Origin of the sequence: Nonomuraea turcica (assembly GCF_030718205.1) — a bacterium.
In the GTDB taxonomy this organism is placed as follows: Bacteria; Actinomycetota; Actinomycetes; order Streptosporangiales; family Streptosporangiaceae; genus Nonomuraea.
This window is the reverse complement of the sequence record NZ_JAUZQF010000055.1, coordinates 1-15,628: the sequence shown is the minus strand read 5'-3', so window position 1 is coordinate 15,628 and position 15,628 is coordinate 1. Positions and strand designations below refer to the sequence as shown.

At 63.8% G+C, this 15,628-nt stretch carries 9 protein-coding genes; 8 read left to right on the top strand and 1 reads right to left on the bottom strand.

Annotated features, from left to right (window positions below; genetic code table 11):
• Positions 1–833: 833 nt before the first annotated feature.
• The 4 genes from lepB (at position 834) to Q9G87_RS61260 (ending at position 10,734) form a co-directional block, all read left to right on the top strand.
• Positions 834–1,232 carry a signal peptidase I gene (gene lepB, locus Q9G87_RS61265; RefSeq protein WP_371826016.1) on the top strand — a complete coding sequence of 133 codons (399 nt, stop codon included), beginning with the start codon at positions 834–836 and terminating at the stop codon, positions 1,230–1,232.
• Between the two features lie 314 nt (positions 1,233–1,546).
• A complete protein-coding gene (locus Q9G87_RS59085) occupies positions 1,547–9,124 on the top strand; it encodes an RHS repeat-associated core domain-containing protein (protein ID WP_305925461.1) in 7,578 nt (2,525 codons plus the stop codon).
• A gap of 160 nt (positions 9,125–9,284) precedes the next feature.
• Positions 9,285–9,995 (top strand): hypothetical protein, encoded by a 711-nt coding sequence (locus Q9G87_RS59080; protein ID WP_305925460.1) that lies wholly within the window; start codon positions 9,285–9,287, stop codon positions 9,993–9,995.
• Between the two features lie 235 nt (positions 9,996–10,230).
• Entirely contained in the window at positions 10,231–10,734 is a 504-nt protein-coding gene (locus Q9G87_RS61260; RefSeq protein WP_371826015.1) for an Imm26 family immunity protein, read from the top strand.
• Positions 10,735–11,080: 346 nt separating this feature from the next.
• Here the strand turns inward: Q9G87_RS61260 and Q9G87_RS59075 are convergent, their stop codons facing one another.
• The gene (locus tag Q9G87_RS59075; RefSeq protein WP_305925459.1) at positions 11,081–12,313 is read right to left on the bottom strand and encodes a helix-turn-helix domain-containing protein; all 1,233 of its coding nucleotides are present in this window, start codon (positions 12,311–12,313) and stop codon (positions 11,081–11,083) included.
• 100 nt (positions 12,314–12,413) lie between these two features.
• Between Q9G87_RS59075 and Q9G87_RS59070 the strand changes: the two genes are divergently transcribed.
• From Q9G87_RS59070 to Q9G87_RS59055, 4 genes are all read left to right on the top strand, one after another.
• Positions 12,414–12,779 (top strand): hypothetical protein, encoded by a 366-nt coding sequence (locus Q9G87_RS59070; protein WP_305925458.1) that lies wholly within the window; start codon positions 12,414–12,416, stop codon positions 12,777–12,779.
• 117 nt (positions 12,780–12,896) lie between these two features.
• Complete coding sequence (locus tag Q9G87_RS59065) at positions 12,897–13,112, top strand: DUF397 domain-containing protein (RefSeq protein ID WP_305925457.1); 216 nt, start codon at positions 12,897–12,899, stop codon at positions 13,110–13,112.
• 78 nt (positions 13,113–13,190) lie between these two features.
• Positions 13,191–13,604: a hypothetical protein gene (locus tag Q9G87_RS59060; protein WP_305925456.1), complete on the top strand. Its 414-nt coding sequence runs from the start codon at positions 13,191–13,193 to the stop codon at positions 13,602–13,604.
• A 635-nt stretch (positions 13,605–14,239) separates the two neighbouring features.
• On the top strand, positions 14,240–15,628 hold a 1,389-nt coding region (locus Q9G87_RS59055), incomplete at its 3' end, for a hypothetical protein (RefSeq protein WP_305925455.1).

The window sequence follows — 15,628 nt, the reverse complement described above, 5'->3', positions numbered from 1 at the left end:
CGAGCCCGGAACGCCCTCCACGAGAAAATCCAAGGGCCGCACGGGCTCGCGGCTCTCCCCGATAGGAAGAGAATCTGCAGTTGGGGTTAAGTCGGACCCATCCGCAGGACTTTCGGACGGATAACATGCATCGATGGATTCCGGTCGCCACGTTTACCCTGGCGGCAAGCTCCTGCTCGGCCCCCGGCAGTACGGAGAGGAAGCGCACGCAAGGTAGCCCCACGGTTTCGCCCACCCTTTCTCTCAAAGAACTGACAGCCGGCATCAAGGGGCGCCTTGTTTTTCAGCGCATCGACCAAAGAACAGCTCAATGGGAAGGAGAGTTTCAGGCGAAGGATTCATACACTATCGCCTTCGATTGCGCCGGAACCTCCGGGAACGTGTCTATCAAAGTAGACTCCTCCCGCTTCGGGCATGAAGGCCCCAAGGGGCCTACCAAGACCAGATTCAGCCGTACACCGGACGGAGAGAAGGGGCCGCACCACGTGGAGGTGAACGCGCCCGCCGGGGCTAAATGGACGATGCAGGTCTTCAGCTAGTACTCCAGTGGTGCCATCCCCCGCGTCTCGCCCCGCTCTGGCACCCCAGCCGATGACAGCAAACTTATGTCCAAGGATGTTCTTTGGGCAGAGATCGTCTGCCGTCCTCTAACATTCGCAGGGTGGCCCGATGGCAGGCTTCCTACCGAACCGTCCATCCGCACTGCAACGCGGAGGCGACTAAGAATGGACAACGGATGAAGCCAGTCACTCAAGGAAAGTACGTCCGTCCGCAATAAATATAGGCATACGCCTAAGCGAACCGCAGCCTGGACGGACCGGCATTCTCGGAGAATTCCGGTCCACTACCGCACACCCCAAGACTGGACCCGCGTCACCCCAGGCAACCTCTACATCTCGCGGGTCATCGGCGTTCCGGGCGACAGGGTGACATGCTGTGACGACCCCAAGGCGCGACTCCAGGTGAACGGTGCGCCACTGGACGAGGCGTTCGTGACGCGTGGTCCAGCCTCGTATCGATGGTTCGACATCAAGGTGCCGCAAAACCGGATCTGGATCATGAGCGACAATCGACACGTCGTCCTAGATTCCCGCGCCCAGATGGACAAAGCCGGGGGGCCATTGGTCGCTCGGACGTTGTCGCCGTGGTGGAGGATTGGGCGGGATCGTAAGCCTAGGCTGGGCCGTGTACCAGCCAGGTGCATGACCACGCACAGCTGCGTGCTCACATAAGGTCCGTTATTCCTCGCCGCATATACGCTGCGTCTGGCAGGAAATGATCTTCCGCTCCGCCGCTGGGCTATTTTGTCTGGTAAGCCACAGTCCGTACTTGCTTGGTCGCAAAGATAGATCTTGCTGCCTGATCATGGCGAAGTTACGCTTTGCCCGTTTGGTAACTGCTCTGAGCCGCACGAGTCAGGACGTCTGCTTCTGCCGGGTGGGGTGGAGCGACGGCAGGCATCGGCAGATGCCCTTCGTTGTGGGTCGGAGTGTGACGGCGTATGCGCCGATCTTTGGCATGGGCTCGATCGCCTCAGCGGGCGGGTTTGATCGTCGTCGCCATGCTGCCCGGGTTGCTCGGGCTTGCTTCCCATCCTGCTCAGGCATACGTCCGTGCGGATGCCGCGGCATCGACCGCCACGGGCGTGATCGATGTCCCGCAGCAGATGACGGGCACGGCGGTCGGCCACCCGTCGCTGGTGACTGCCGCGGCGACGCGTGCCTCGTCCGCGGCGCAGACGCCAAAAACGAAGGTCAAGCCACCCAAGGGTGCCCTGCGGCCGGATGTGTTTCCGCGGAACCAAAGCACTCGGCAGGCGGCTGATCGGCGGCTGCCTGCGGGTACGGTCCGCGCTGAGGCGATGGAGGCGGCAGCGGGTCCTGTACTGGACGACATGTGGCCGCTCAACGGGGCGCAAGCGGGGTCCACGACGCCGACGCTTGTCGCGCATGTCCAGGCCAGTTCCTCCTCCTATCGGTACGCGTTCACAGTCTGTCAGGGACCTGACGACCCATCGGAGGACGCCGACTATGAACAGTGGTGTTCGTATTTAGGCGGTGGACAATGGCGTCAGCCGCTCTACTCCGGTGACCTTCCCGGCGGAGTGAACAGTTGGAAGGTCCCGGCCGGCAAGCTCGCCTGGGGAAAGACCTATGCCTGGAAGGTGACGGTCACAGACTCGGCAGGTCTATCAGTTACGTCGCCGTACCGGGTCTTCGTCACAGGAGCACGGCAGCCTGTGGTGGGCTCGCAGTTGGCCAATCGCGATAGCAGTGGGCAGGAGTTTCACGCGCTATCAGGCAACTACACCACCACCGTGATGGACGCCTCGGTGGCGGTGGTGGGGCCGGCGCTGTCGATTGTGCGCTCCTACAACAGCCTGGACGCTCGCCGTGACGGCCTCTTCGGTGCCGGCTGGTCGACGCGGTATGACATGCGGATCGAGGTTGAGCCGAGCGCGGCCCTGCTGGTGACCTATCCCGATGGGCGAAGACTGCGCTTCGCGCCGAAGGGAGACGGGACCTTTCAGCCGCCGCCTGGTATGCATGCCACGCTGGCCGACGTGTCCGGCGGCGGGTGGAAGCTGATGGACAAGTCCTCGACCGTCTACCACTTCAATGGGCAAGGCCGGTTGACACGAATCGTCGATGGCAGGGGGCGTGCACAAGACCTCGGCTATGGCGCGGATGGCAAACTGGCCAAGATCACTGCGGTCGGTGGCCGGTCCCTGACCTTCGCCTGGAGCGGCGCCCATGTCGCCAGCGTATCCACCGACCCGGTCAACGGCGTGCCGCAGACCTGGACGTATGCCTACGACGGCGACAAACTGACCTCGGCCTGTAACCCGGGGCTGGTACCGAACTGCACGACCTACGGCTATACAACGGGATCGCTGTATCGCGGTCTGGTCGAGGATGACGAACCGGTGGGTTACTGGCGGCTGGGCGAACCGGCCATGAAGCCCACCCCCACCCCCACTCCCACAGCTTGTCCCATTCGGTGTGGCCCCTCACCGACCACCGAAGCCCGTAGTTTGGGGTGGGGTGCGGGTCCTGCCACGTACACGGGGGTCTCGCTCGAGCAGCCGGGCGTGCTGGCCGGGTCGGCGGACACGTCGGCAGGGCTGACCGGCGAGTCGACCGTGAAGCTGCCGGACAAGGCCCTGGCCCGCTTGAACGACCAGCTCTCATTTGAGCTGTGGTTCAAGACGACGACATCGGGCATCCTGGCGTACACCGCGGACCAAGAGCCTCGGCCGACGACATACAGAATTTTCCACGACGGCACGCCGTTGCTGTATGTCGGCACCGACGGCCAGTTGCGTGGCCAGTTTCGCACTCTCGACGCCGGCGGCTCGCGGAGCATCTCGCCGATCACTTCGCCCGGTGTCGTCAATAATGGGCAGTGGCACCACGCGGTGCTGACCGGCGCCGGAAGCAACCAGACCCTCTATCTGGATGGCGTGGCTGTCGGCTCGCGTACCGGCACGATTGATCACAATTGGATGGCGTACACCGGCATTGGCAATGGCGCGACCTCCTCTGACTGGCCGGCCAGCAAGCCAGAAGACGCTGGCCAGTATGTGACCATGTGGGGTCTTACCGGCCAGGTCGACGAGATCGCCCTGTACGACCGGGCGCTCAGCCCGGCCGAAGCCGTCGAGCACTACATGGCTCGTGTTGCAGCACCACACCTCCTATCGAAGGTCACCCTGCCCTCGGGACGCATCTGGGCGCAAAACGTCTACGACCCGGCCAAGGACCGCCTGCAAAGCCACACAGACCAGCATGGCGGCACCTGGAAATTAGCCGAGCCGAGCCCGATCAACACCGAGACCGGCATCTCAACGGTCAGCGTGACGGACCCGCAGAACAGCACGTTGAGCTACGAGCATGACGCCTGGCGCGGCTATCGCCTCATCTCCCGCGCCGACCAGCTCGGCCAGAAGACCAGCTACGAATACGACCTAGGCGGATACCCGCACGAGGTAAAAAGTCCGAACTCCATCATCACCAACCTGAGCCACGACAAGCGCGGTAACGTGCTGCACACCGTGCAATGTCAAATTCTGGACTCGAATCCCAATCCGGCTTATGGATGTATCCGGCTGGGCTTGCCAACGGATGCGCAGCGCGTAAACCAGGGGTGGTACAGCTATTACCTCAATGCGGACAACGAATTCGACCCGCGCAATGACCGTCTGACCGTGGCCCGTGACGGCCGCTCCTCCTCCGCTACCGACAACACCTACGCCACCACGTTTGAGTACAACCAGTACGGCGAACAGACCAAGCGGACCACCCCGGCCACACTTGATTTCCCCAATGGCCGCCCCACGACGGTGGCCTACACCGACGGCAGCGAACCCGCGGTGGGCGGCGGCACTACACCCCCTGGGTTAGTTAAGACCCGCACCGACGCCAAGGGCAACACCACGACCTTCGGCCACACCGCCGCGGGAGATCTTGCCGAGCAGACCGACCCCGCCGGGCTGGTCACCAAGGCCGAGCACGACACGCTCGGACGGATGCTCGCCCAGACTCAAGTCTCCGACGCCCACCCACAAGGCGTAAGGACGACCTACACCTACGACCAACTCGGACGGCCGTCGAGCGTGATCACGCCGGGCGTAAAGAACGACATCACAGGGGTTACACACACAGCCAAGACCACCTACACCTATGACACGGACAGCAACCTGCTCACCCAGACCATCACAGACCTGACCGGCGGCGACCTGGAGAGCACCGCCTCCCACACTTACGATGCCTTCGGCCACATGGAAACCAGCACCGACCCCGAGGGCGGCGTCCTCCGCGCCACCTGGGACAAGCGCGGACGGCAGGCCACCCTGACCAACCCGATGGGGGCGGTCTTCGGCTACACCTACACCGAGCGCGGCGAGCGGGCCTCCACCACGTTGAAAAACTGGACCGGCAGCCCGGTCAACCCGCAGCCGGCCAGGGAAATCACGCTGGAGTCGTTCTCTTACGACCCGGCCGGGCGGTTGGCCTCCCGCGTGGACGCGATGGGCCGCAAGACCTCCTACACCTACTACGCCGACAACCTGCCAGCTCAGGTGATCGGTGACGACGTCAAGCTGAACGGCGTGACCGCCACCAAGGACGTGGTGCTGGAGGCGTACACCTACGACGCCGCCGGCAACCGCACCCGCTACGTCACCGGCGGCGGAATCGCCCGCCGCGACTACGTCTACGACGCCGCCAACCGGCTGACCTCCGAAACGTTCGACCCGGACAACCTTGGCCGCAAGACCACTTACACCTACGACGCCAACGACAACATCACTACGGCAAATCGGTCCGCTGCAGGCACCACGCGCACCGAGACGGTCGAATACGCCTACAACAAGGAAAACCTCCTCACCAAGAGCACAATCAAGAACGACGGCCAAGATCTGATCCGCACCTGGGCCATCAACGATCGCGGCCTGGTGGAAAGCGCCACCGATCCGCGCGGCAACCTACCGGGCGCTGACCCGGCCGCCTACACCACCAGTTACCGCTATGACGCCGCCGGACGGCTGGTGGAGACCAAGGCCCCCACCGTCCAGATCGAGAAGAACGGCGCCGCCCAGACCGCACGTCCCACCACCCGCTACGGCTACGACGCCGTGGGCAACACGACTCACACCGTCGACGGCGAGGGACGGCTCACCACCTCAGGCTTCGACCGGGCCGGTCGGCTCACCTCAGACGCCGGCATGACCTACACCCCGCCCGGCGGCAGCGCCCTCACGCCGAAGGTCGCCTACGCCTACGCCTACGACGCCGCAGGCCGTCTGGTCGAGACCACCGATCCGCGCGGACAGGCGACCAGCATCGAGTACGACGCGCTGGGCAACGCGGTACGCGTCACCGACCCGCCCGCCAGCCCTGGACAGAGCGCCGGGCAGTGGGTGACGGAGTTCGACCTGGCTGGCGAGGAACTGGCCACCATCGACCCAACGGGCGCCCGCCTGGAGGCGACCTACGACGACCTGGGCCGGCAGATCACCCGCACCACCATCGAGCGCAAGCCGACCACTGCGGCCTTCACCACGAATCTGGAGTACAACGACGCCGGCGACCTGACCAAGGTCACTCTGCCCGGCGGCAAGAACACCAACTACACGGTCAACGCGGCCGGCGAGGTCACCACCGAGACCGACCCCACGCCGAACACCACCACGTACGCCTACGACCTGGCCGGCCGCCCGGCCAAGGTGGCCAACGCGGAGGGAAACGCCACCGCTGCCGACTACGATCCGGCCGGCCGCCTGATCGGCTTGAAGAGCCTGAACAGCACCGGAGCCACGGTGCGCACCATCGGCTACGGTTACGACGCCGCCGACAACCTCACCCAAATCACCTCTGGCGAGGGACGCATCACCCGGCGCGCCTTCGACGCCACCAATCTGCTCACCGAGCTCATCGAGCCAGTCTCCGCCACTAAGTCGATCACCACCAGCTTCGGCTACGACGCCACGGGTGCCCGCACCCGGCTCACCGACGGCCGCGGCAACGCCACCTGGATCAGCTACAACACCCTCGGCCTGATCGACACCCTCACCGAACCGGCCACCACCGCGCACCCGAACCTGGCCGACCGCACCTGGACCCACCTCTACGACGCGGCCGGCAATGAAACCGCGCTGATCAAACCCGGCGGGGTCCGCCTGGAGCGCCAGTTCGACCAGCTCAACCGGCTCACCAAGGTCACCGGATCCGGGGCCGGCATCGTCGCTGGCGACAAGACCTACGGCTACGACCTGGCCGACCGCCCCACTAGCGTGGGCGACCACACCCTGGAGTACAACGACCGCAGCCTGCTGACCAAGGTCACCACCCCCGCTGGCCCCAGCACCAGCTTCGCCTACGACGCGCTCGGCAACCCCACCCAACGCATCGACGCGACTGGCACTACCACCTTCACCTGGGACAACGCCAACCGGCTCAAGACCGTCGCCGACCCGGTCAGCGGTCGCACCAACACCTACGCCTACGACAAGGCCGACCGGCTCACGACCATCACCTCGGCCAACCCGGTCAACACGCAGGCCTACACCTACGACGCCCTCGACCGGCCGCTCACCCACACCGTGAAGAACAGCACCGGCGGCGACCTCGCCAAGACCACCTACGGCTGGGACAAGGACGACAACCTCAGCAGTAAAACCACGACCGGCCTGGCCGGCGCCGGTAGCAACGCCTACGGCTACGACCACGCCGGCCGCCTCACCTCCTGGACCAGCCCAGGCGGCACCACCATCAGCTACGACTGGGACGACGCCGGCAACCGCACCAAAGCCGGCGACAAAACCTACACCTATGACGAACGCAACCGCCTGCTCTCCGGCGACGGCGCCGACTACACCTACACCCCGCGGGGCACACTGGCCGGCCAGGCCAAGGACGGCACCACACGCCCCCTGACCTTCGACGCCTTCGACCGGCTCATCAACGACCGTGACGCCACCTACACCTACGACTACTTCGACCGGATGGCCAGCCGCCAAAGCTCGAGCGGCCAGCAGCGCTTCGCCTACGCCGGGCTCGACAACGACATCGTCGCCATCACCGACGCCGGCGGCGCCGTCCAGGCTAGCTACGGCCGCGACCCCTTCGGCGACCTCGTCAGCGTCAAGGAGGGCACCAGCCCCGCCCTCGGCGCCCTCACCGACTTCCACCAGGACCTGATCGGCACCTTCTCCGGCACCGCCCTGGCCACCAGCACCTCCTACAGCCCCTTCGGCGAGGTCACCGCCCAGATCGGCACCAAGACCAGCCTCGGTTACCAGAGCGAATACACCGACCCCGACACCGGCACCGTCAACATGCACGCCCGCTGGTACCAGCCCGGCACCAGCACCTTCACCAGCCGCGACGACTGGACCATACCCGCCAGCCCGTCGGTGCAGGCCAACCGCTACACCTACGGCAACGCCAACCCACTCGTCCACCGCGACCCAACCGGCCACTTCCCAGACGCTGGTTGCCTCGGAGGTGGGGTCAAAGACGACGACTGGTACCACCAGCAAACCTCCAACGGCGGCAAGTCCTCTGACTGCCCCGAAGGCGACGCCCGGGACCTCGACGGAGGAAACAGCACCACCACCGCCGAAAGCACTCCGCGGTCCGAACCCCGTTCCTCCGGCAACAACGGCAACAAGGGCAAAAACGGCAATAACGGTAAAGGCAAGGGCCAGCCAGTTCAGGGCTCGAAATCGGACTCCATCAGCGGCGAACCCAAAAAGCCCAAGAATCCCAAGAAGCCTAAGAACGAGCACACCACCCCCGCTGGCCAACCGCATGTCGGCATCCCAATCAATGGCAATGTCTCCCCCGGGGTACTCGGCGAAAATGGCGGAACCACTGTTTGGGAATTTCCAAGCACTCCGCAGCCCGGCAGCGGTACGCCGACCGTCATCCCAGTCGACCTGCCCGAGCTAAGTGGTGACGCACCTCCCCCGAAGGGGGGGCCGATAGATTGGTTTGGGGGATTCTTTAACGGACTCGTGGGGCCGATGGCCCCGATGGGGCCTGATGCATCGGTGTGCACTCACGGGGAGTTGGACCAATACACCGGCACTCTTCCCTCTTGTGTCGCTCCACCCCTAGTGGGAGATCCGAACAGCGACGCGTGGAAAGCAGGCTACAAAGATGGCTCTGGGGAGTGCGCAACTCCGGAACTTCCCAATTTGACGTGCGCAACAGTGCCGGTGGGGCCGGGCCGGGCAGGGCTCGGCGGAAACAGGTATGGACGCCCAGGTCCAGGCGATATAGCAGACGAGCTCCCTCGACTCCCGTTGGACTACAGTCGAAGAACGAGAGGAATACTTGATACTGGCGTGGACCAGATCCCGATAGCTAGCGGCCCAGGGGGCAACTCTAGTCTGCTCGATCTTCTGCCCGGACGCACCGCTAAAAATAGGGAGCATGTGGAGACCCATGCTGCAGCATTCTTGAGGGAGAATCCGGGTATCCGACAGGCAAAGCTATATATCGACAACAAGGATGGTGTCTGCGGATATTGCAAGCCTCACATTGAGAAGATGCTCCCCAAGGGCACGGAAATGTGGGTTATATCACCCAAGGGCACCGAATATTTTAAGGGCAAATAATATCCGTTACCCTACATGGGGTTCGACGTTGAGAGCGTCTCCTTTGAGCGTTCAAGCGAATATGCTTTGAGTGGTCGGGGAGGTGTCGCATTGCTGGGGTAACAGATATCCTCGGCTTGTACTGGCGCGGTGTCCTTTGTTCCCATGATAGAATATTGACATGGATGAGCTTATGAATATAACGGACCAAAGCTTGCCGCTTTTTCTGGAACGCTGGTATGGTCCTCCAACTCAAATAGCTGAGCCTCTCTCTGTCGTGCCGTCTTTTGTACCGGCAGCCCTTCGCCGCTGGCATCAGTATGCAAATAGTTGGCCTGACAAGATCACTCATGCCAACTATGCCATACCTCTTTCGCAATTGGAGGTTCGAGATGGGAAGATCGAATTCTGGTCGGAGAATCAGGGGTGCTGGATTTGGAGCACGCTGCCGGGCGAAGATAACCCACCTGTCTTTGACATGGAACCAGGCGTTGACTCTGCTTGGAGGGAAACAGGTGAGGATTTGTCAACATTTCTCCTTCATGCGACGGTATATGAAGCGTTGACTGGTGCGCCATACAGCTTGCGCGCCGAGCGTCTCCTTGGTGGGCAAGTGGAGTCTGTTATCGACTATCTGTCACCCTCTCCTTTTCTGCAATGGAGATGGCCGTCGCCCGAGGAGATGCTGTATATTGGGACCGAAGTGCTGGTTGCCGTTTCTCCTAGTATGGTGGATCTATCAAGAGATGCCCAAGTCTCTTTTGATATTCTAGTTGGAAGTTATGCGCCTGATTATCTCTCGCCGATAAGAGAGCGGGTTGACTTTGCATGGACCGCTTTTGGCGAGACCGAGAGTGGAGCTTCTTGCAGTGCGCCACCGCCTCCATGGTGATTCTGGCTAGGGATGGCGCTTGACGGCAAACGCGGCTGAAACTGCGCGACGGGACGATTTTTGGAGAGCGTCACCGCTGGGACGAAATTCCAAGAAGAATGAAAGATAGGCGCATCGACCCAAACGCGCCAATCCGTATCAACGTGTACGGTGGGGACTGATGTTTGATGTTTGATGTTTGTGATTCGTGTGACTGACCCGACTGCTCCACATCTCTCGTGATAAAATTCAGAATATGGAGACGGGTAAGCTGCATCTGGAAGTATTGCGACGCTCGCGGAAGCCAGTAACGGCTGGAGATTGTTTCGCTATCTTCGTCAAGGCTAGAGGATATTTCTTCGGACATGTCATCATCCCCTCCCTTCCCGAGTCTCACCCACTCACAAGCGAGGCTTGCCTAATTTATGTCTACGGCCAACTCGCTCAGCAGATTCTCCCTTTTCCTGAGGGGCTAGGTCCACACGATTTACTACTCCCACCCCTTTTCACTAATCGACAGCCATGGCGGCAAGGATTTTTCCAAAACGTAGCTCATTCTCCACTCGGAGAACGCGACTTGCTCCCCCGTCATTGTTTTTACGACATCCTCTTCGATGGATACGTGGATGAAATGGGGCGACGGCTCCCCGAGAAGACTGAACCCTGTGGCGACTTTGGAGTAATGAGCTACTCGAGCATCAGTAGTGCCCTGGGCGATGTGCTAGGACTGCCACGACTCGAGACGGAAGAGGATTATTAGCGCTGTAGTGAGTAAAGCACCCGCGATGAGAGTTGATCAGCTCCCGGCAAGGCGACGTACGGGTGCTTCCTCGGAGTCCGGCACGGACCTGATCTTAGGGACTGGGACGGTGAAATGCCTCCAGGCACTGGCCCACCGTCGTCTGTCCTCTGGTTTTCCAGGCCCCGAAGCCTGTGACCGTGATCATGGCCGCAGCGATCCAGTTTCTTCCTTGGCGTAGCGGGCTCGGCAAACGGCGTCCCCGAGGTGTTCACGGGCCTCCCTGATCGGCATCTCTCTCATACCGCGATTTGTACAACGCGGCTGATTGGCGGCCTCGGCTCTGGTCAGCTGGGCGTTGCCGTGTTCAGGCGTCTAGCTGCGGTTGCTGCGGCTTCGACCGGCCGTACAGTTCGAGGTAGACCTCGCGTAGTTCGACGGCTTCTGCCAGGCCGTGTTCCTCGACTCCCGCGATGACCTCTTTGGCCCGCCAGTAGTTCGAGGGCACGAGCAGGCCGCTCGCCACCGCTTGAAGGGCGACATGACCGGCCTCGCCCGGCTCATCGGTCTCGAGAAGCGCCAGGGCCAGATCGAGGCGCGCCGAGGCGGCCCTGCGGGGGCGTGGCCCGCCGTCCTCGGTGGACTCCAGTCGTGTAAGTACCTGCCGCGCGTAGTCGACGGCAGCGGGATCACCCAGCCATGAGAGTGTGGTCGCGGTGTAGGCGTCGCTCTTGGCGGGGTCGTACCGGAAGTGGTGCTCTGGCCGGTCCGGCATGGGCAGCGGAGAGACCATCCGCTGAATGCGGGTGAGCGCCGCCCGCGTCTCTGCGCCCTTGCCCATGCGCGCCCAGGCCCGGCCTTCCTGCCCGGTCGCCTGGATGTACGCCGAGCTCTTGCGGGGGGCGACGTCTTGCGCGGCTTGGGCGAGGATCATCGCGTGCTGGAACTCGCCCTCGGTGAGGGCCTGCCACGCCTCGGTCTCAAGGCACCACGCCCTGATCTCAGGGTGCTCGGCGTGGTCGGCCAACTGGCCGGCGGTCCGTAGCCGGGCCGCGGCGGCCGGGTGCTGCCGGAGGTCTATATGGCAGGTGGCCGCAAGCAGCGAGAGCCATCCACCGGTCACGAGCAGGCGGCGATGCTCGGTGAGGGTCTTCTTGGCGTCGAGGAGTCGCGCAACGTACTCCAGATGTCGCCGTACCCTCCCGATCAGCTCGCTCGGCGGTGTGCGGGGGTAGGCCGACGCGAGATCATCCACGGCGAGCTCAAGCCGTTCCAACGTCTCTTGGCCGACGTCGCTCGCTCCTGCGCGGCGGGCGAGCTCGATCGCGTCGATCTCGTCACCAAGGTGCGTTTCGTCGTCCTCGTCGTTGAAGAGGGCGTGTTCGCTCGACCCGTACAAGCGGCAGTACAGCTCGGCGTACTCGTCGTCAGGCCGGTGTCTGCCGCACTCGTGGTCGCGGATCCGGCGGACCATGCTTTCGGCCTCGGGCATGGCCCTGTCGGCCACCTTGGACAACTGCACGGCGAGATCCCGTTGAGACCAGCCTCGCCTGGTCCGCTCGGCGCGTAGCCGACCTGCCCAGGCCGGAACCTTGCTCATCGCGTGCACACCTCCGGGGGACGGGCGGACACGGCGGACGTCCGGGTGCGCCTCCAGTGTCCTCTCCCGCAGTCGTACCACGCGCGACTGTGATGGAACCGTGCACTGGGACACGGACGACCACGACGCCATGACCGACACCGAGCAGCATCAGGAGCTCGTGCGAGCCGCCGAGCACAACGCTCGGCAGGACGTGGCACAGGCGGCCCTCCTACAGGATGTGGCGGGCCGTCAGCTCTCGGTGCTCCGCAACACCTACCCGGCATGGGACATCGACCGCGAGCGGGACGCGACCGGAAACGTGTGGTGGACGGCCAGGCTCCGCCCCGATCTAACTCCCGCCATGGCGGCGGCCGGTGTCCTGCAGACCGCGCGGCGGGTGGACGCCATCGCGCTCGCGTCCACCCTGGCCTGGCAATCGGCGCTTCTCCATCACGGAGGACGATCCCGCACTGGGCCGATATGAGCAGCCTTGGCCCGCCGAGTGCCGGTGCCGCAGGCGGCGGGCTGAGGTCCAACCCCCAGGCGCAGCACCGCGCTTTGGGAAGTCGCCCCGATCCGGGGCCAGGCGAGAGGAGATCCCATGAGGGAGCTGTACGGCCAACCGCTCGGCGACGTGCCGTTCACCAAGCTGTGCGGTGGCAACCAGCAGGAGGAGGACATGGAGTCCTGTGTTCTGATTGCCCCGATTCCGGGCGTCGAGGATGCCTACGCGGTGCGTGAGTCGAAGAACCCGGACGCCGGGACCCTCCGGTTCACCGGCGCCGAGCTTCGCGCCGCCGGCGTGACCACCATCTAGCACGGCCGGAAGGGGCGGCCCCTGCCTGATCACAGCAAGCAGGGGCCGCCCTCAGCACTCTACGGGAGCATCCTGATCATGCACTGGCACGCCTACCAGTGGACCGGCAACGGCGCCGACCGCGCCAACGAGGCCGAGCGCCGCACCAGCTCGCCCGACTTCGCCGCCTCAGCGTTGCCGCCCATGCGGACCGGCGACTGGCTGGCCAAACCGGCCTCCCGGGTCGCGGCCACATTCCACGACGTCGGCGAGGCGGCCGACTGGCTGGCGGCCGAATACGGCAAGGTCCGTGGAGCGTTGCTCTTGCCGGAGCGCATCCCCTTGGGGGATCGGCTGGAGTACGCGTGCGACGCGCTGCTGCGAGGCGTGGACGTGCAATGGGGCGAGTGGCTCCAGGGCGGTCGGTTCGCCACGATCGGCGTGATCTGCTGCCCGAACCGGCACGTCTCCCATTCCTGCCCGGTTGGGCGGCGCGCCGAGGTGGGCAGTTGATGAGCGGGCGGAAGTGATCCACATGCACCGATGGGAGCCCTTCATCCCGCGTGCCCCGCGACTGCGGCTCTCTCGCACGTCCTGCTGTGGCGAGTATGAGCTGGCCGCCGAGGGCGGTCAGTACTTCGTCCTGCACCCGACCGGCGACGGCGGACATGAGGAGACCGCCAGAGGCGTGTATGCCCATGCCCTCGAGGCATGGGCGAGGCTCGTTTCCCTTCACCGCTGCAGCAGGAAAGCTTCGTGATCTCCTCCACCGTCATACACGTCTGCGCAGCGATCCAATCGTCGATGTGTCTGGTCAGGTAGAAGCAATCAAGTGCACTGAAAGGCTTCGGTGGGCCGGTGCAGACTGCGGGCGAGCTATGGACGCCCGTTCTGATCAGGTACAACGGCTTACCAATGTGACCTTAGTCACAGGTGTGAGGCGTGTGTGCTCTGCAAGCTGCGCCTATATCAAGTCGTGCTTGTTCCGTTCCAGGCAGTAGGGATCGGCGTTCGCTACGGGACCTATCCGGCGATTGACTGCTCGGCTATACAAGAGGTGATCTTCTTTATGTCGATCTTACGGTGGGCATCGGAGCGCATTCGCCTCTTGTTTCGGGTGCGCCCCTTCACGGCAGGAGCAATGACGCATGACGTTTTGGCGTGCGCGAAATCGGTCGAGTGCCGTGATGGGGCGCAGTGGGTTTGGGCTGAAGCCGAAGGGCCGCCTGCGAGCCAGGATCACTGTGGTCTTGGCTGCCGCGCTCATCCCGAGCTTGATCCAGTTACAGATAGAGCCTGCGGCGGCCGATCCGGTCCGTATGCGCTTCGATATTCCGCAGTCGCCCACCAAGGGCGCGTCAAGCAGCGTCCCGGTCCAGCGGACGGGCACCGCCAAGAACCTGCCCCACCTGGTCGGCCCCGAGGCCACCCAGACCAGCATTGACACCGCCACCGTGAAGGGCGGCAAGCGGCCCAAGGGCGCGTTACTGCTGGACGAGCCGCACGAACTCGCCGATTCGTCCATCGAAGGCCTGAAGACCCCGCCACCCCTCCCTGAAGGGTCTGAGCCGGAGCCCGCCAGTCCTCCAACCGGGAATGCGCCAGCCGCTGTACCTCCCGCTCGGAACGCATCGGCCACCGCTCCGCTGCCCCGCCCGGCCGTGGTCCGGTCCGGTGTCAAAGAACGCGCCCGAGATGCACAAGTGGCGGTTACCTTGGCGGGGCCGACGGTGTCGAACCTGTCGTCGTCCGGGCAGTTGTCATCGGGGTTGTGGACGTTCTCGATGTTGACGCCGACGTTTTCGGCGTACGTGTCCGATGCCGAATGCCGAGAACTGCTGCTCAAAGTTGAGGTGGAGCATGACCCATCGGCTGCGGGTCAAGGCAGTGGGCTGATCTGGTCGGGGCAAAGCTCCTACAACACCGGAGCCTGCGGCATCACCCTCACCAGCTCAGCGGTGGCATCCGGGAAGCTTCAGGATGGGTGGCTCATTCGCTGGCGGGTTCGGGGGCAGGCGGGTGGCGTGGACGGTCCTTGGTCGGAATGGCAGGCAGGGACAATCGACACCACGAAGCCGACGGTGTCGAACCTGTCATCGTCGGGGCAGTTGGCGTCGGGGTTGTGGACGTTCTCGACGTTGACGCCAACGTTCTCGGCATATGTAGACGACCCCGAGTGCCGGGAGTTCATGCTGAAGGTCGAAGTTGAGCACGACCCGTCAGCCGCTGGCCAGGGCAGTGGGTTGATCTGGACGGGGCAAAGCCCCTTTATGACCGGAGCCTGCGGCAGCACCCTCAGCAGTTCAGCGGTGCCAACCGGCACTCTTCAAGACGGGTGGCTCATCCGGTGGCGTGTCCGAGGGCAAGCCGGAAACGCCACAGGACCCTGGTCAGAGTGGCAGGCAGGGAGAATCGACACCACGAAGCCGACGGTGTCGAACCTGTCATCGTCGGGGCAGTTGGCGTCGGGGTTGTGGACGTTCTCGACGTTGACGCCAACGTTCTCGGCATATGTAGACGACCCCGAGTGCCGGGAG